General features: G+C 68.6%; 15 protein-coding genes. 2 read left to right on the forward strand and 13 right to left on the reverse strand.

The window, feature by feature from the left end:
- Positions 1 to 24: 24 nt before the first annotated feature.
- The 4 genes from CVH10_RS02640 to CVH10_RS02655 all read right to left on the reverse strand — a co-directional run bounded on the left by CVH10_RS02640 (position 25) and on the right by CVH10_RS02655 (position 6,976).
- Entirely contained in the window at positions 25 to 489 is a 465-nt protein-coding gene (locus CVH10_RS02640; RefSeq protein WP_106487731.1) for a DUF6586 family protein, read from the reverse strand.
- Positions 486 to 3,125: a type I DNA topoisomerase gene (gene topA, locus CVH10_RS02645; RefSeq protein WP_106487732.1), complete on the reverse strand. Its 2,640-nt coding sequence runs from the start codon at positions 3,123 to 3,125 to the stop codon at positions 486 to 488. The genes CVH10_RS02640 and topA overlap by 4 nt, the downstream gene beginning before the upstream one ends.
- Positions 3,126 to 3,355: 230 nt before the next feature.
- Entirely contained in the window at positions 3,356 to 5,938 is a 2,583-nt protein-coding gene (locus tag CVH10_RS02650; protein WP_369335711.1) for a DUF3141 domain-containing protein, read from the reverse strand.
- 126 nt (positions 5,939 to 6,064) lie between these two features.
- A complete protein-coding gene (locus tag CVH10_RS02655; protein ID WP_035596175.1) occupies positions 6,065 to 6,976 on the reverse strand; it encodes a hypothetical protein in 912 nt (303 codons plus the stop codon).
- A 149-nt stretch (positions 6,977 to 7,125) separates the two neighbouring features.
- On the opposite strand from CVH10_RS02655, the gene CVH10_RS02660 reads away from it, so the two are divergent.
- Both CVH10_RS02660 and lipA read left to right on the forward strand, forming a co-directional pair.
- Entirely contained in the window at positions 7,126 to 8,112 is a 987-nt protein-coding gene (locus tag CVH10_RS02660) for a LysR family transcriptional regulator (RefSeq protein ID WP_106487734.1), read from the forward strand.
- A gap of 138 nt (positions 8,113 to 8,250) precedes the next feature.
- The gene (gene lipA / locus CVH10_RS02665; RefSeq protein ID WP_035596179.1) at positions 8,251 to 9,309 is read left to right on the forward strand and encodes a lipoyl synthase; all 1,059 of its coding nucleotides are present in this window, start codon (positions 8,251 to 8,253) and stop codon (positions 9,307 to 9,309) included.
- Between the two features lie 117 nt (positions 9,310 to 9,426).
- Here lipA and lipB read toward each other — a convergent pair whose 3' ends face one another.
- The 9 genes from lipB to rsfS all read right to left on the reverse strand — a co-directional run bounded on the left by lipB (position 9,427) and on the right by rsfS (position 17,662).
- Complete coding sequence (lipB, locus tag CVH10_RS02670; RefSeq protein ID WP_106487735.1) at positions 9,427 to 10,062, reverse strand: lipoyl(octanoyl) transferase LipB; 636 nt, start codon at positions 10,060 to 10,062, stop codon at positions 9,427 to 9,429.
- Between the two features lies 1 nt (position 10,063).
- Positions 10,064 to 10,381: a YbeD family protein gene (locus CVH10_RS02675; protein WP_035596183.1), complete on the reverse strand. Its 318-nt coding sequence runs from the start codon at positions 10,379 to 10,381 to the stop codon at positions 10,064 to 10,066.
- A 72-nt stretch (positions 10,382 to 10,453) separates the two neighbouring features.
- The gene (locus tag CVH10_RS02680; protein ID WP_035596267.1) at positions 10,454 to 11,671 is read right to left on the reverse strand and encodes a D-alanyl-D-alanine carboxypeptidase family protein; all 1,218 of its coding nucleotides are present in this window, start codon (positions 11,669 to 11,671) and stop codon (positions 10,454 to 10,456) included.
- A 44-nt stretch (positions 11,672 to 11,715) separates the two neighbouring features.
- Entirely contained in the window at positions 11,716 to 12,642 is a 927-nt protein-coding gene (locus CVH10_RS02685) for a septal ring lytic transglycosylase RlpA family protein (protein ID WP_035596184.1), read from the reverse strand.
- A complete protein-coding gene (mltB, locus tag CVH10_RS02690; RefSeq protein WP_106487736.1) occupies positions 12,639 to 13,703 on the reverse strand; it encodes a lytic murein transglycosylase B in 1,065 nt (354 codons plus the stop codon). Before mltB ends, CVH10_RS02685 begins: the two co-directional genes overlap by 4 nt.
- A 36-nt stretch (positions 13,704 to 13,739) precedes the next feature.
- On the reverse strand, positions 13,740 to 14,897 hold the full coding sequence (rodA, locus tag CVH10_RS02695) for a rod shape-determining protein RodA (protein ID WP_035596189.1): 1,158 nt from the start codon (positions 14,895 to 14,897) through the stop codon (positions 13,740 to 13,742).
- Positions 14,897 to 16,801, reverse strand: coding sequence for a penicillin-binding protein 2 (gene mrdA / locus CVH10_RS02700; protein ID WP_106487737.1), 1,905 nt, complete (start codon positions 16,799 to 16,801; stop codon positions 14,897 to 14,899). The genes rodA and mrdA overlap by 1 nt, the downstream gene beginning before the upstream one ends.
- Before the next feature lie 22 nt (positions 16,802 to 16,823).
- The gene (gene rlmH / locus CVH10_RS02705) at positions 16,824 to 17,291 is read right to left on the reverse strand and encodes a 23S rRNA (pseudouridine(1915)-N(3))-methyltransferase RlmH (protein WP_035596195.1); all 468 of its coding nucleotides are present in this window, start codon (positions 17,289 to 17,291) and stop codon (positions 16,824 to 16,826) included.
- The gene (rsfS, locus tag CVH10_RS02710) at positions 17,288 to 17,662 is read right to left on the reverse strand and encodes a ribosome silencing factor (protein ID WP_035596198.1); all 375 of its coding nucleotides are present in this window, start codon (positions 17,660 to 17,662) and stop codon (positions 17,288 to 17,290) included. The genes rlmH and rsfS overlap by 4 nt, the downstream gene beginning before the upstream one ends.
- Positions 17,663 to 17,713: the final 51 nt, after the last annotated feature.

Consider the following 17,713-nt stretch of genomic DNA (forward strand, 5'->3'; position numbering starts at 1 on the left):
CGGGGGCACCCTAGGCCGGTGGCACTACCATTCCTCGCTGGTCTGGCGCAGCTCGCCGATCTCGCGCTTGGCGGCCGCCAGGCAGTCGCGCAGCTCGTCCCCCAGGGCGGCGGCACTGCCCACGGCGATGATGCCCTGGGCCGCCCCCGTGGCGCGACGTGCAACGCCATCGCTGGTATGCAGGGCCTCGAGGCGGGCGATCAGCCGGGCGAGCCAGCTGTCCGGCCGCCGGGCCAGGCTGCGCAGCCGCCCGAGCTCGGCGAGCGGTTCGCCGTCCGCCGCCAACAGCTCGCGCCAGTCATGACGCTCGAGGCGGGCATGCTCGGTCACTTCACGCAGCAGCGACTCCAGCGCCAGCTCGAGCATCGCCAGCGCCCCTTCCTCGCCGGCCATGCGGCGCGCTTGGGCGTGCTCGTCGTCACCGGCGGGCGTCGCCAGCAGCAGCTCGGCCTGATAGAGCAGCTGATTGGTACGGGCTCTCGGGGTCACTTGCGCTTGTCCTCCACCTGCCACTTGCCATCATCGAAGGTGGCCTTCCAGCCGGTGGCCTTGCCGTTGTCCTCGGTCATCAGGAACTGCGCCTTGGCCTTGCGCGAGAAGCGGATCTGGGCCGGGCGACCGTCCGGGTCCGCATCGGGCGCATCGAGCAGGTAGCGATACTTGTCCGGCAGCTCGTCGGCGTGGGCCTTGAGCTCGATCACCAGCGGCGGACGGGTCTCGCGGTTCTTGGGGAACTTGCTGGCCGCCAGGAACAGGCCGCTGGCCCCGTCGCGCAGCACGTAGTGGTCCTCGACCTTCTGGCAGGCCAGTTCCGGCATCGGGATGGGGTCCATCTTGGGCGGCGCGACCTCACCGTTCTTGAGCAGCTTGCGGGTGTTCTTGCAGCTCTCGCTGGTGCAGCCGAAATACTTGCCGAAGCGCCCGGACTTGAGCTGCATCTCGCTGCCGCACTTATCGCACTCGATGGTCGGGCCCTCGTAGCCCTTGATCCGGAACTTGCCCTGCTCGACCTCGTAGCCGTCGCAGTCCGGACTGTTGCCGCAGACGTGCAGCTTGCGATCCTCGTCGATCAGGTAGCTGTCCATCGCCGTGCCGCACTTGGGGCAGCGGTGCTTGGCACGCAGCGCATCGGTCTCGGCGTCCTCGCCGGCGTCGGCGGCCACCGCCTCGTCGCCGGGCAGCAGATCGATGGTGGTCTTGCAGCGTTCCTTGGGCGGCAGGTTGTAGCCGGAGCAGCCCAAAAACACGCCCGTCGAGGCGGTGCGGATCTGCATCTTGCGCCCACAGCTCGGGCAGTCGATGTCGGTAGGCACCGGCTGGTTGGGGCGCATGCCCTCCTCGCTCTGGGCCTCGTCGAGCTCCTCGCGGAACTCGGCGTAAAAGGCATCGAGCAGCTCGCGCCAGCGGCGCTCGCCCTCGGCCACCTCGTCGAGACTGTCCTCCATGCGCGCGGTGAAGGAGTAGTCCATCAGATCCGGGAACGACTCCTTGAGCCGCTCGGTGACGATGTCGCCGAGCTTTTCGGCATAGAAGCGCCGATTCTCCAGGGTCACGTAGCCACGGTCCTGGATGGTCGAGATGATCGCCGCGTAGGTGGACGGTCGGCCGATGCCTTTCTTCTCCAGCTCCTTGACCAGGCTGGCTTCGGTGTAGCGAGCCGGCGGCTTGGTGAAGTGCTGCTGCGGATCCAGCGACTCGAGCGTCAGCGCCGCGCCCTCGGTCAGGTCGGGCAGCGACTGGTCCTCGTCCTTGCGCCCCATGGGCTTCATCACGCGGGTGTAGCCGTCGAACTTCAGCACCCGGCCCTTGGCCTTGAGCTCATAGCCGTCGGCGGCCACGGTCAGGGTGGTCGAGAGATACTCGGCCGGCGTCATCTGGCAGGCCACGAACTGGCGCCAGATCAGCTCGTAGAGGCGCTCGGCGTCGCGCTCCATGCCGGCCAGGTCGGTGGCGCGGCGGGTCACCTCGGAGGGGCGGATGGCCTCGTGGGCCTCCTGGGCGCCCTCCTTGCTGGTGTAGCGGTTGGGCGCCTCGGGCAGATAGCGCTCGCCGTACTCCTCGCCGATGAAGTCGCGCACGCCGTCCACCGCCTCACGGGAGAGGTTGGTGGAGTCGGTCCGCATGTAGGTGATGTAGCCGGCCTCGTAGAGGCGCTGGGCCAGCGTCATGGTCTTCTTCACCGAGAAGCCCAGGCGACCGCTGGCGGCCTGCTGCAGGGTCGAGGTGATGAAGGGCGCATTGGGCTTGGAGCGGGTCGGCTTGTCCTCACGGGAGGTGATGGCCAGCGACGCCTTCCTGAGCCCCTCGATGCGTTCCAGGGTCTCGGCCTCGGAGGTCGGACGGAAGGCCTTGCCGTCCTGGCGCGCCAGTTCGAAGCGCACCGGCTCGGCCGAGGCGTCGTCGGCCGGCTTGAGGTCGGCGTGGACGTCCCAGAACTCCTCGGGCACGAAGGCGCGGATCTCGCGCTCGCGCTCGACGATCAGGCGCATGGCCACCGACTGCACGCGACCGGCGGACAGCCCGCGGGCGATCTTGGCCCACAGCAGCGGCGAGAGCATGAAGCCCACCACGCGATCCAGGAAGCGCCGCGCCTGCTGGGCCTCGACCCGCGGCATGTTGAGCTGACCGGGGTCCTCGAAGGCCTCGTGGATGGCGTTCTTGGTGATCTCGTTGAACACCACGCGACGATAGCGCGACTCGTCGCCGCCGATGGTCTCGCGAAGGTGCCAGGCGATGGCTTCCCCCTCGCGATCGAGATCGGTGGCGAGATAGACGGTATCGGCCTTCTCGGCGAGCTTCTGCAGCTCGGCAACCACCTTTTCCTTGCCGGGCAGGATCTCGTAGTTGGCTTCCCAGTCGTGCTCGGGGTCGATCCCCATGCGCCGAATCAGCTGCTCGTGGGACTTGCGCTGGCGATATTCGGCTTTCTCCTCGGCGGACATCTTGCGCGTCGCCGCGGCCTGCCGGGCACGCTCCTTGGGGTCCGAGGCCGCCTTGCCCGAGCCGCTGGTCGGGAGGTCACGAATGTGCCCCACGCTCGACTTCACGATGAACTCGTTGCCGAGATACTTGTTGATCGTCTTCGCCTTGGCCGGCGACTCGACGATGACCAGAGACTTGCCCATAGTGCTCCAAACGTCAGTAGGCGCGGGAATCCCCGCGTCGAACGGAATCGGGTCACCCGTTGGCGGGTGAAAAATGCGCTTACCCTACCCCAGCGCCAGCCGACACGCCAGTCACGGGATCGCCGGGCCTTTGACCCTAGACGTCCGCCTCCGGCTCGGCAAGCGCCACCCCAAACGCAGGCGCCCCCGCCGGCAAACCGGCAGGGGCGCAAAGCCAGGACGGATGAGCCTCAGTCGTCGGACGGAGGCGACTTGCGTCGCCGCGCGGCGGCCTGACGCGTGCCACTGCGGCGCGTCCCGCTCTTGGCCGGCGATTCCTCCGCCTTCCCCGACGCCTCTGACGAAGCGGTCTTGGACGCCGAAGACGCCCTGGACGCCGTAGCCGCCTTGCTTGGAGCGCTCTTGGCCGAAGCGCTCTTGGCCATGACATTCTTGGCCGGAGCCCCCTTGGCAGAAGAGGTCTTCCTGGCGGCCGGGCTCGTCTTCGGCGCTTCAGGCGTTTCGGCGACCTGGGTCGACGCCGATGGCGCAGGAGTCTCAGAGGCCGAAGGCGCTTCCGACTCAGCGGCGGCCGGCTTGGCCGACCCGGACGATCCGCCTTCCCCGGGCGTGTCGTCGGGCGAGGACGATGGCGCCGGAGCCTCGGGCCGGGCGCTCTCGAACAGCGTACGAATGCGTGCGAAGCGCCTGGCGGCACGCTCGCTCAGCTCACCGCTGGCCGCCAGCACGTGATCGATGTGCTCCAGATGCGCGTCGATCTCGTCGGCCGCGAGCCCTTCCAGCAGCGTCGGAATCGCCTCCAGCGCCAGCTCGCGGTCCTGCTCGAGGATGAAGAACTGCTCGCGCACCAGGTGCTTGAAGTCGGCCAGCCGGGCATCCGGCTCCAGCTCGGCACGCGAGGCCCGCAGGCGCTGGAAGTTGCGCCCGTCGGTGGCGGGCGCCCCGCCCAGCACGTAGATCACCGAGCGCATCACCGCCTCGTGGCTGCCGCCTTCCGCCACCTTCTCGTGCATCGCCTGCCGGCGCTGCTGCACGAAGCGACGCTGCTCCGGCTCGGCGCCCGGATGACGTCTGACCGGCGCATCGCCGCCGAGGCCGACCAGCACCTGCAACAGCGGCTGGCCGTAGACATCCTGGAACCAGCGCTCGAGGCTGCGGTCACGCAGCTCGCGCCAGGCCTCCAGGGCATGGGTGATCTGGCTCGACACCACGCCCTCGAGGGCGCGAAAGACGTTGTCCTCGCCAACTTCGTGACGATCGCGGCGGACCCGGTCGGCCAGCACCGGCACCGGCACCATCAGCGGATTGCGATCGGAGAGCAGTCGGTAGCCCATCCGGTTGGGATGCATGCGACGCATCCAGTGGGCGGACTCGGGCGTGGCCAGCGCCTTCACCCAGGGCTGCAGGAAGGCGCGATAGAGCCCCTGATTGATCTCGGAGACCCGAGCCACGGTGGCGAAGCGTCGCTCGTCGTCGTCCCGGTGCTGAATCTCCCGATCCAGTTCCGCCACGCTGCGCGGCTGGAACTCGAGCAGGTAGTCGCGCTCGATGAGCTCCGCATCGGGACGATCCTCGGCCCGCGAGATCGCGGTCTCGTAGAGCCCCGGCGGCAGCACGTCGATGTAATCCATGTTGGCGGTGAACTCGGCGTGCTCCTTGCGCGACACGCTGCCCGACACGAAGATGCCCAGGTGCCCGGTGGTGTCGTGCACGCAGTAGACGATGGTCTGGTCGTTGGCGACCAGGTCGTCGGTGTCTTCGTAGAGATCCTGTACCCAGCCGAGCGCCTGGGGCGGCGGCGTGATGTCGTCTCCCCGCGAGCAGAACACCACCACCGGCGAGCGCAGGTTGCGCAGGTCGATGCGGCGACCGTCGGCGGTCACCATCTGAGCGGTGGAGAGGCGATTGCCGACGAACAGGTTGTCGACGATGTACTGGATCTCCTGGCCGCCCAGCACCACATGGCCGCCCCACCAGCGCTCGAAGTCCAGATAGCGCTCGGCCTCGGTATCGACGCGGGAATACAGGTGGTACTGCTTGCTCCACCAGGTATTGGCCGGGTTCAGTCGTTCGAAGTTCTGCACCAGCCAGGCGCCGTCGAACAGACCGTCGCCCAGGTCACTGAGCAGGGAGGTCACCCAGCTGCCGCCGGTCATCCCACCGGTGTAGCGCATCGGCGCCTGACCGCGGTGGCCGGCCCAGTAGGACAGTGGCGCCCCGGCGATCAGGATCGGCCCGAACACCTCGGGCTCCAGGGCCGCGGCCATCATGATCTGCCAGCCGGCCTGGCAGTTACCGACCACCATCGGCTTCTCGGCGGTATCCGTATGCAGCGAGATCACGTGGCGCAGGAAGGCCACCTCGGCCTCGACCACGTCCTCGACCGTCTGGCCGGGTTCGGGGTAAGGCAAAAAGCCGATGAAATAGCAGGGATGGCCGGCACGCAGCGCGACGCCGAGCTCGCTGTCCGGCTTGAAACCGCCGATCCCCGGCCCGTGGCCGGCCCTCGGGTCGACGACCACGAAAGGCCGCATCAGGGGATCGGTCTCCACCCCCTCGGGGGGCAGGACCCGCATCAGCTCGTAGTTGACCGGGCGCGGCAGATCGCGCCCGTCCACCAGCACGTCGGCGTCGAAGCCGAGCACGTTGGGCTTGGTCTTCTCGATGTGTTCCAGGTACTGGTTGCCACGCTCACGCATGACATCCAGGTAGAGCGTGCTGCGCTCCAGGCCGTCGCGCCAGTAGTCGAAGGCCGCACGGCCGAAGCCAAAGGGGTCCATCCAGGACGCCAGGGCGGGAGGCAGGGTCGTCATGAGGGGCATCATCGTATCGGCACTCCATGGGTCGCCATGGGGGGAAAGGCGGACACGCCTCCAGCGCCGAACCGCCTTTGCTGCAATGCAATATAACCCAGACATCGCCACGACGCGAGACCAGACTCAGTCATCGGCCAGGCGCTTCCGCGCCTCGTCCTCTCCCAGCAGGGCCGAAAGCGCCCGCCGCGTCCGCCCGTGAAGATCCCCGGGGCGCCGCCCCCAGACCACCAGCCGCGAGGCATGACCGGGACCGGCGCTGTCCAGACGAACGCCGGGGCCGCCGTCGAGGCGCGCGCCCTCGGGCAGGGTCAGACGCCACAGCCGGGCATGCCCCCGGGCGCGCAGGCCACTCTGGCGCTCGCCCAGCCGCTCGCCCCCCCAAAGGCGCCACTGGGTCAGCAGCGGGTCGAGGCCGAACAGCGACTCGTCGAGGGCTTCCTCACCGTTCGGCCCGGGCACCAGGGAATCGAAGCCCACCGCATTGTCGACCACGCGAAACCTCGCCTCGACCAGCCCCGTCGCCCCGAGCGCCGCCACGCCCTGCCCCGCCAGCCGGCCGAGGTAGGCGCTTCGCTCGGGCGTCAGCCAGGCCAGCGGCGCCAGCGACGAACCGTCCGGCAGCGTCTGACGCGGCGCCAGATGCACCACCCGGCCCGCGCCGTCGGCCAGCAGCGAGACGCGCACCTGGGGCCCCGTGGCCTCGACCGGGGCCAGCGGCAATCCGGCCTCCTGCATCAGACGTCGCATGACCCCCTCGTCGGCCATGGCGGCGAGCAGCGTCTTGCCCTGCCCGAGAAAGCGCAGTCCGGCCTCACGGCAGGCGGTGGCCATCCGCCATTGATACGAGGGTGGCGTTTCGCCGGGATGCAGGGCATCACAGCCGAGCTCTCGCGCCCTGGCCACCAGCCCCTCGGGCTCACCCTCGGCGCTGAGGGTCGTGATGCCCAGCTCCCGGGCGGCCTGACGCAGCCGCAGGGCCGCGACGCCATCGCCCACGATCAGCGGCCGGCGAGGAAGGGGGTGCGAAGAGATCATGAGCGGTTTCCACTGGCGGAAGTCGACGGGGCCGAGCGAGCGGCGAACGGGAGGCGCCCAATGTCGGACATTACCGGCGGGCAGGCTCGAGATGCTAGCATGAACGGGCACCCCGCCGGACGCTCCCGCGCCGCCGCAACGGATGATCCATGACCACGCCCAAGCTGCTCAACCGCCTGACCTTCCGCCAGCTCCAGGTATTCCGCGCCGTCTACGAACGCCAGTCCTACTCCCGGGCGGCCGAGACCCTGGGCCTGACCCAGCCGGCGGTCAGCGCCCAGGTGCGCCAGCTCGAGCAGGCCCTCGGCCATCCGTTGTTCAAGTATGCCGGCCGCACCCTGCACGCCCTGCCCGCCGCCGATGCCCTGGCCGCCTCGACCCAGGCCATCTTCGGCCAGATCTCGCGGCTGCAGATGAGCCTCTCCGATCTGGAGGGCACCATCACCGGCGAGCTCAACCTGGCGGCGGTCTCCACCGCCCAGTACGTGGTGCCCCACCTGCTGGCGCGCTTTCGCGCCCACTATCCCAACGTCCAGATCCGCCTGCGGGTGTGCAACCGCAGCCAGGCCCTGGAGCGACTGACCGAGCGCCGCGACGACCTGGTGATCATGGCCCGGGTGCCGGACGACGACGCCCTGGAATTCATGCCGATCCTCGACAACGAGATGATCCCGGTGGTGTGGCCGGGCCATCCGCTGCTCGACGCAAGGCAACCGACGCTCGAGGACCTCGCACGCCACTACCTCTTGATGCGCGAACCCGGCTCCGGCGTGCGCGGCGCCCTGGAGGAGCTCGCCGCCGACCAGGACGTGCGCCTCGACCACGCCATCGAGATGGGCACCAACGAGGCGGTCAAGCAGGGCGTGATGGCTCAGCTCGGGGTGGCCGTGCTGCCACGCCTGGCGGTGCGCCTGGAACTCGAGGCCGGGCTGCTGGCGACCCTCGACCTGCCCGGCTTCCCGCTGCGACATTCCTGGTGCACCGTCTACCACCGGGAGCGCTTCCCCACGCCGGTCACCGAACTGTTCCTGCGCTTCGTGCGGCGTCATCTGGACGAATGGCAGCACCATTTCGCCGCCGGTCCCGCGCCCCTGCCCAGCCACGGCGTGGCCTGCCTGCCCAGTGCCCTCTCCTGAGGCGCCTGTCCAGCCGGACAGCAAATATGGTAGTTTAAGCACCCAAAGATTCTGGATAGACAGATCCTAGACAGCACCACCGGCCGCCCGAGGGCGAGACGCGCGGCGACCGGCCGCCGAGTGGAGAAACGCCAGCTCATGAGCGACAACACCAGCAAGTCAGTGTCCAGCGGCGAGAAATACCGCAACGAACACGGCGCCACGGCCATCAAGGATGGCATGAAGGCGCGCCAGCAGGCCGAAGAGAGCCCCGAACTGGGCCGCAAGCCCAAGTGGCTGCGGGCCCAGATCCCCGGCGGCGAGCGCTTCGACGCCGTGAAGAAGAACGTGGCCGAGCATCGGCTGAGCACGGTCTGCGCCGAGTCGCACTGCCCCAACATGGGCGAGTGCTGGAGCAACGGCACCGCCACCATCATGCTGATGGGCTCGGTATGCACCCGCGCCTGCCGCTTCTGTGCCGTCGACACCGGCAACCCAAAGGGCTGGCTGGACACCGAGGAACCCGAGAACACCGCCAAGTCGGTGGAGCTGATGGGCCTGCGCTACATCGTGCTCACCTCGGTGGACCGCGACGACCTGCCCGATGGCGGCGCCGGCCACTATGCCGACTGCATCCGCGCCATCAAGGCCCGCACCCCCGAGGTCGCGGTGGAGGCCCTGACGCCGGACTTCGATGGCGCCCCCAGCGCCATCGAGAAGGTGGTGGACGCCGGCCTTGAGGTGTTCGCCCAGAACGTCGAGACCGTGGAGCGCCTGACCCACCGCGTGCGCGACCCCCGCGCCGGCTACCGCAAGACTCTGGACGTGCTGGCCCACGCCAAGCGCCATCGGCCGGACGTGATCACCAAGACCAGCCTGATGGTCGGCCTCGGCGAGACCGAGGAAGAGATCATGCAGACCTTCGACGACCTGCGCGAGATCGGCGTCGACATCGTCACCCTCGGCCAGTACCTGCGTCCGACCCGCAACCACCTGCCGGTGGAGCGCTGGGTCACCCCCGAGGAGTTCGAGCACTATCGCCAGAAGGGCCTCGAGAAGGGCTTCATGGAAGTGCCGTCCGGCCCGCTGGTGCGCTCCAGCTACCGCGCCGACCGGGTGTTCGAGAACAACAACCTGGGCCTGGAGCTCGCCTCCCCCGCCGAGGTGCCGGGCCAGCAGGCCGATCCGAACATCATCCCCGCCCGTAACGTCAGCTGACACATCGCGGCAGGCGCCGACATGAAAAAGCCCGAGGCAGACGCCTCGGGCTTTTTCGTTGCGCATCGGCTGACCCGGATCTCATCCGAGCATCCGGCCGGGCAATGCCCTACTCTTCTACTCTTCCACCGGCACCAGCCCTCGATCCAGCTCACGGGCCAGACAGGCGGCGAGCGCTTCGCCGACGTCCGCCACCGACGGCGCGTCATCCACCAGATCGGCCACCCGGGTCATCGCCAGGCCGGCGTAGCCGCAGGGATTGATGCGATCGAAGGGCGACAGATCGCCATCGACGTTCAGGGCAATGCCGTGGAAGCTCGCCCCACGCCGGATTCGCAGGCCCAGCGAAGCGATCTTGGCCTCGCCCACGTAGACACCGGGGGCGTCCGGACGGGCATGGGCCTCGATGCCGTACCCGGCCAGCAGCGCGACGGCGGCATTCTCCAGCGCGCTGACCAGCTCGCGCACGCCGATGCCGGCGCGTCTCACGTCCAGCAGCGGATAGAGCACCACCTGGCCGGGGCCATGATAGGTGACCTGTCCGCCACGATCGGTCTGCACCACCGGGATATCGCCGGGCATCAGCAGATGCTCGGGCTTGCCGGCACGCCCCTGGGTGAACACCGGGTCGTGCTCGACCAGCCACATCTGATCCGGGGTGTCGGCGTCGCGGGTATCGGTCAGCTCGCTCATCGCCCGCCATACCGGCTCGTAGGGTTGCCGGCCGAGGCGATGCAGCGTCAAAGGCACCATCTCAGAGCACCATGTGCACGCGCTCGCAGGCCTTGAGCTCGGCGAACAGGGCCTGGAGCTGGGCCTCGCCGGTGGCGCGCAGGGTGATGCGCACCGAGACGAAACGCCCGTTGCGGCTCGGCACGACCTGGATGGCGTTGGCATCGAATTCGGGATCGTGGCGGGTCACCACCTGACACACCACCGCGGTGAAGTCCTCGGCGGCGTCGCCCACGACCTTGACCGGGTAGTCGCAGGGAAATTCGATCCTGGGGGGTTCACCACCGCCGGAAGCGGTGGTGCTGGGCTGGCGCAGGTCGCGCAGGGTCTTGTTGCTCATCCGTCAACCGTCCGAAAGCATGTCGACCCTTCATTCTACGCGACCCGCGCCCGCCCACCAAGGCGACCCCGCTCAGTCGAAGAAGCCGCCCACCAGGTTGATGAAGAAGCGCTGCACCTTGTCGAACAGGCGCTTGAAGAAACCACCCTCCTCGACCGGCTCCAGCGCCAGCAGCGGGCGCTGCCCCACCACCTCGTCGCCGAGGCGCACTTCCATGGTGCCCACCTGCTCGCCGGCGGCGATCGGCGCGGTGATGTCGGAGCGAATGTCCAGCTTGGCGGTCAGCTCCTGGTCGCGATTGCGGGGCACGGTCATGTGCACGTCCTCGTCCACGCCGACCTTGAGCTCGTTGCGATCGCCACCCCACACCCGCGGGGTGTTGAGCACGGCTCCCTGATCATAGAGCTTGAGCGTCTCGTAGTAGCGGAAACCATAGCTGAGCAGCTTCTGGGACTCCTGGGCCCGCGCCTCCTTGGAGTCGGTGCCCATCACCACCGAGATCAGGCGCATGTCGTCGCGCTCGGCGGACGCTACCAGGCAGTAGCCCGCGGCCTCGGTCCAGCCGGTTTTCAGGCCGTCGACGCTGGCATCCCGCCACAGCAGCAGGTTGCGGTTCGGCTGCTCGATCCCGCCGTAGGTGAAGTGCTTCTGCTCGTACATCCGGTAGTGGTCCGGATAGTCGTTGATGATGTGCTGAGCCAGGATCGACAGGTCACGGGCCGAGGAATAGTGGTTGTCGTGGGGCAGCCCGGTGGGATTCTCGTAGTGAGTGTTGGTCATCCCCAGCTGCACGGCGTGCTGGTTCATGAGATCGGCGAAGGGCTCGGTACCGCCGGCCAGGTACTCGGCCATGGCCACGCTGGCGTCGTTGCCGGAGACGATGACGATGCCGTGCAGCAGCTCGCTGACAGGCACCCGATCGCCGACCTCGACGAACATCTTCGAGCCCCCGGTGCGCCAGGCCTTCTCGCTGATCGGCACCATGTCGTCCGGCGAGATGTTGTCGCTCTCGAGTTCGCGCTCGACCAGGTAGGCGGTCATCAGCTTGGTCAGGCTGGCCGGCGGCAGGCGCTCGTCGGGATTGTGCTGCGCCAGCACGCGACCGCTGTCGGCGTCCATGAGGATCCAGGAGCTGGCCGCCAGCCGCGGCGGCGACGGAATCACCGACCGCGGGATCGCGGCGGTATCGGGCTGAGGCATCTGCGCCAGCAGCGGCGAGGACACCAGCGACAGGCAGATCAACAGAATCGGCAGCAGCCGACGTAGCATGATGGAGCTCAGGGGTTTCATGAAGGACAGTCTCTTCGGGAACATCGGGAAGATTCGGGGCCGACTCAGTCGGCCCTGGTATCGACGACAAAGGCCTCGTCGAAACCGGCCCGGCGCAACTCGCCGCGCACCGGGTCGATCTGGGTTCGGCCGGCCAGCGGGCCGACCTGAACGCGATGCAGGCCGGCCTCGGAGGCCACCCGCACCGGCTGTGACAGCGCATCCTGCAGCCGGACCTTGAGCTCGCGAGCGCCCTCGGCAGAGCCCAGCGCCGCGACCTGCAGATAGACGACGTGCTCAGACGCCGGGGCGCGGGCCGGGGCCGCGTCGACGGGCTCGGTCGGCGCCGAGGCCTCGCCGGACGCCACGGCCCGAGCCTCATCGGCACCGCCCCCGTGCTCGGCCTGCCAGGCCACGGGGTCGATCGCCTCGACCCGCACGCGGCCGGTACCGTGATCGAGGATGTCGAGGCGCGCCGCCGCGGCATAGGAGAGATCGATCTCGCGCTCGCTGTGGAAGGGACCACGATCGTTGACGCGCACGATCACCGAGCGGCCGTTGTCGAGGTTGGTGACCCTCGCGAAGCTCGGCAGCGGCAGCGAGCGATGAGCGGCGCTCATCTTGTACATGTCGTAGATCTCGCCGTTGGACGTGGCATAGCCCTGGAACTTCTCGCCGTACCAGGACGCGGTGCCTCGGCGCTCATAGCCGGTGGCGTCGTCCAGCACGTGATAGGTCTTGCCCCACACCTCGTAGGTCGAACGATTGCCGGCCCGGGAGCGTGGCTCGACGCGCGGCACCGCATCCGGTACCTGGCTGACGTCGGGCGGCTCCTCGGGATAGGCGTCGCTGCTCATGGCGTAACGCCCCCCGTCGTCGGCGGCGCCATCGTCGACGCTCGCCTGCCCGGACGGCGCCGGCGCGGTACCGCCGCCACCGGCACAGCCGGTCAACACCAGCGTGGCCAGCAGCGGAATCCACCAGGCCTTCATGGGCGTTCCTCCGGGTCGGCGGCGGTCGCGGTGAACCAGTCGGCCTGGCGCCCTTCCGCCTCGGCGATGGCCTCGGCCAGCTCGGTGGCCGCCATGGCATAGAGATAGCTGTGGTTATAGCGAGTGATGACGTAGAAATTGTCGCGACCGAAACGGTAGCGCAGGCTGCCGTCTTCCATCTCCAGCGCCAGCGGTACCACCTGGGTGTCGGCGGCCAGCGCCGCCTCGCTCTCGATGCCCGCCGCGGCCAGTTCGCCAACGCTCGCGCTCGGTGGCCGTGCGGCGTTGAAGGTGATGCCATCGGGGCGCACGCTCGGCCCCTCGGCCTCGTGGTAGATCGGCGCCCCCGGCTGCCAGCGGTGCTCGGCGAAGTAGTTGGCGATGCTGCCGATGGCATCCACGGGATTGGTCCAGAGGTTGCGATGGCCGTCGCCGTCGAAGTCCACCGCATAGGCGCGATAGCTGGTGGGGATGAACTGCGGGTAGCCCATGGCGCCGGCATAGGAGCCCTCGATACTCGCCGGATCGACCTCCTGGCGATAGGTGATCTCGAGGAAGGCAGCGAGCTCGCCGCGGAAGAAGTCGCCTCGCCGCGGGTGGTTGAAGGCCAGGGTCGACAGCGAGTCGAGCACCCGATGATCGCCGGTGATCCGGCCGTATCGGGTCTCGACGCCGAGGATCGCGGCGATCATCTCCGGCGGCACGCCGTACTCGGCCTCGGCGCGTTCGAAGGCCTCGCGATGGGCGTCGATGAAGGCCACGCCCTGCTGGATGCGCTCCTCGCCGAGGAAGATATCGCGATAGTCGTGCCACACCATGCGATGTTCGGCGGCGCCGGACATGGCGTCGAGCACTTCCTGGCGGAACTCGGCGCGGCCCATGGCCCGCTCGGCCCAGTCGCGGTCGATGCCGCGCTCGGCCACTTCATCCACCAGTGCCCGGACCTTGCCCTGCTGCGGATCGAAATCCGCCGCCGAAACGCCGGCGGACAAGCCCGCCAGCAGGCCGCCGAGGGCCAGGCCCAACCAGCGGCGTCCGTGTCGCGACATCGTCACCGTCATGCGTCTCTCCCTGAGTCTGTCGGCCCGCCGGCCGCGCTAGCGCGGCAGCAGGCGGCGGTGCGAGTGAATGGCCATGAGAATACCGAAACCGGCCAGCAAGGTCACGCTGGAGGTCCCCCCGTAGCTGACCAGCGGCAGCGGCACGCCGACCACCGGCAGGATGCCGCTGACCATGCCGATATTGACGAAGACATAGATGAAGAAGGTCAGGATGATGCTGCCGGCCAGCAGACGCCCGAAGGACTCCTGTGCTGCCCCCGCGAGCCACAGCCCACGGCACACGATCAGCAGATACAGCACCAGGAAGGCCAGCATGCCGATCATGCCGAACTCTTCGCCGAGCACCGCGACGATGAAGTCGGTGTGGCTCTCGGGCAGGAACTCCAGCTGCGACTGGGTCCCCTGCAGCCAGCCCTTGCCCCAGACCCCGCCACTGCCGATGGCGGTGGTCGACTGAATGATGTTCCAGCCGGCGCCGAGCGGGTCGCTCTCGGGGGACAGGAAGGTCAGCACCCGCTGGCGCTGATAGTCGTGCATGTTCATCCACAGCAGCGGCAGCGCGGCGGCGGCCAGCGCGGCGAGCACCCCGATGATGCGCCACGACAGCCCGGCCAGCAGGATCACGAACACCGCCGCCATGGCCACCAGCAGCGAGGTACCGAGGTCGGGCTGACGGGCGATCAGCAGCACCGGCGCGCCGATCAGCAGCGCACAGACCAGCAGGTCCTGCCAGCGCGGCGGCAGCTCGCGACGACTCAGCCAGGCCGCCACCATCATCGGCACCGCCAGCTTCATCATCTCGGATGGCTGGAAGCGCACCACCCCGGGAATCTCCAGCCAGCGCTGGGCACCCATGCCCATGTCGCCCATGATCTCCACCGCCAGCAGCATCAGCATGCCCACCAGATAGGCCGGCAGCGCCCAGCGCAACAGGGTGGCCGGCGAGAACTGGGCGATGATCACCATGCCCGCCAGGGCGACCCCGAAGCGAATCGCCTGGGCGATAACGATATGCATGCTCTGCCCGCCGGCGCTGTAGAGCACCACCAGGCCGGCCGACATCAGCGCCAGCAGCAGGCCGAGCAGCCAGGGGTCGAGGTGAATGCGTTCCCAGAGGCTGCGCTTGCGAGACATCCCGCTGGCGGTGGGTTTCACCGGGTGCGGGCGTCGCAGCAGCACGTCGACCATGGCCATCATCCCTCTCCCTCGATGTCGGCTTCCTCGTCGGCCACCTCTTCCGGCGGGATCTCGCCGTGATCGCGCTCGAGCAGCCAGTAGTCGGTCATGGCCCGGGCCGGAGCGGCCGCATGGCTGCTGCCCCCGCCGGCATTCTCGATGATCACCGACACCGCGATCTGCGGGTCTTCCACCGGTGCGAAGGCCATGAACAGGGCATGGTCGCGCAGCCGCTCCTTGAGCTCGTCGGCGTTGTAGCGCTGATCCTGCCCCAGCGAGAACACCTGTGCGGTACCGGACTTGCCGGCCATGCGATACTCGAGCCCCGCCCCGGCACGCCGCGCGGTGCCCTCGTTGCCGGAGAGCACCTGCTCCATGCCCGAGACGACCCGCTCCCACCATTCGGGATGCTCGAGCTCGACGTCCGGCGGCGTATCGTCCAGGTCGAGCGGCATCGGCGCGTCGCCGGTCTCGCGCACCAGGCGCGGCTTGACCCAGTCGCCACGATTGGCCAGCACCGCGGTGGCCGAGGCCAGCTGAAGCGGCGTGATCTGCAGATAGCCCTGGCCGATGCCCACCGAGAGCGTCTCGCCGGGATACCAGGGCTGATCGAAGCGGGCCCGTTTCCAGTCCCGGGACGGCAGCAGGCCGGTGCCCTGGCCGTAGACGTCGGCGGCCACCCGGGTGCCGAAACCGAACTGCGCCAGGCTGTCGTGGATGCGGTCGATGCCGAGCTCGTGGGCCAGGGAATAGAAGTAGGTGTTGTTGGACACTTCCAGCGCCCGCTCGAGATCCACCCGCCCGTGCCCCCAGCGCAGCCAGTTGCGATAACGGCGCGAATCGTTGGGCAGCTGGTAGTAGCCGGGGTCGTAGATCACCTCGTCGGGGGTGATCTCCCCGTCGCGCAGGCCGGTGATGGCCATGAACGGCTTGATGGTCGAGCCGGCGGGATAGCTGCCACGGATGGCGCGATTGAACAGCGGCAGGTCGATGTCCTGCTGCAGCGCCCGGTAGGAGGCCACGTCGATGCCGGTCACGAACTGGTTGGTATCGAACCCCGGGACCGAGGCCATGGCCAGGATCTCGCCGGTCTGCGGGGCGATCGCCACGATGGAGCCCCGCCGCCCGTCGAGCAGGTCCACGGCGAGGTGTTGCAGCCCCTTGTCCAGGGTCAGCGTCAGGTTTTCCCCGGGCACCGGATCGGTGTGTCCCAGCTCGCGCAGCACCCGGCCGCGGGCATTGGTCTCCACCTTGCGCAGCCCCGCCTGACCGTGCAGCGTGTCCTCATAGAAGCGCTCGACGCCGGTCTTGCCGATGAAGTGGGTCCCGGCATAGTTGCCGGCATCGACCCGCTGCAGCTCCTCGGTGTTGATCCGGCCGACATAGCCGAGCACGTGGGACATGGCCTCGGCGTCCGGGTAATAGCGCAGCAGCTGCGCCTCGACCTCGACGCCGGGCAACCGATGGCGGTTGACCGCCAGCCGGGCGATCTGCTCCTCGTCGAGATCGCTCATCAGCAGCGCCGGCTGATAGGGGCGCTGACGCTGCCGCGAGCGCTCGCGGAAGGCCTCGACCTGATCCGCGGGCAGATCGAGCAGGTCGACCAGCAGCGCCAGGGTCGCGTCCAGGTCGTCGACCCGCTCGCGCACCAGCGTCAGATTGTAGGTCGGCCGGTTCTCGGCCAGCAGCTCGCCGTTGCGGTCGTAGATCAGCCCGCGGGTCGGCGGCAGCGGCTCGACCCGCACGCGATTCTTCTCGGAACGGGTGCTGTATTTCTCGTGCTGAACCACCTGCAGGTAGAACAGGCGGCCCGCCAGCAGGCCGCTGAGGAGCAGCACGATGACCACCGCCAGCAGCGAGCGCAGGCGAAAGATCCGCAGTTCCTGCTGGGGGTTCTTCAGGGTGTCGCGTGGCTGACGCATGCTTGGCGGCGACCTCGAGCGATCAGCGATGGTAGGGATGGCCGACCATCAGGGTCCAGGCCCGATAGAGCTGCTCGGCCAGCAGGATGCGCACCAGCGGATGCGGCAGCGTCAGCGGCGACAGCGACCAGCGCTGATCGGCACTGGCGGACAGCGCCGGGTCGAGCCCGTCGGGCCCACCGACCAGCAGCACCACGTCGCGCCCGCCGAGGCGCCAGTCCTCGGCTTGGGCGGCCAGCTGTTCGGTGCTCCAGGTCTTGCCGCCCACCTCCAGCGCCACCAGATGCTCGTCGCCCTTGAGCCGGGCACGCAGGCGTTCGGACTCCTGGGCGATGGCGCGGCGGGTATCGGCGTTCTTGCCCCGGGCCCCGGGGGCGATCTCCTCGATCTCGAGGGCGAAGTCTCGCGGCAGGCGCTTGCGATACTCCTCGACGCCCTTGGTCACCCAGTCGGGCATCTTGGTGCCGACGGCCAGCAGTCTCACCTTCATGAAGCGCCGTGGGCCCGCTCTTCTTCCTCCAGCGCCTGGCCGTCGCTCGGCAGGTCGGCCCACAGACGCTCCAGGTCATAGAGCGCCCGGGTCTCGGGCATCATCAGATGCACCACCATGTCGCCGAGGTCGACCAGCACCCAGTCGGCACCGCTTTCACCCTCGACCCCCAGCGGCGCCACGCCCTCTTCCTTCACCGTCTGGATCAGCTTGCTGGACAGCGCCGCCAGGTGGCGGTTGGAGGTGCCGCTGGCGACCACCATCAGGTCGGTCACGCTGGTCAGGTGGGAAACGTCGATGACGGCGATGTCTTGAGCCTTGAGTTCCTCCAGTGCATTCAGCACCAGCGTCTTGAGTGCGTCGATGTGCATACCCTTCGTATCAGCCCCTCTAGGCGGAAAATGATGTTGCCGCCATTGTAC

This window comes from Halomonas sp. ND22Bw (assembly GCF_003011945.1).
In the GTDB taxonomy this organism is placed as follows: Bacteria; Pseudomonadota; Gammaproteobacteria; order Pseudomonadales; family Halomonadaceae; genus Halomonas; species Halomonas halophila.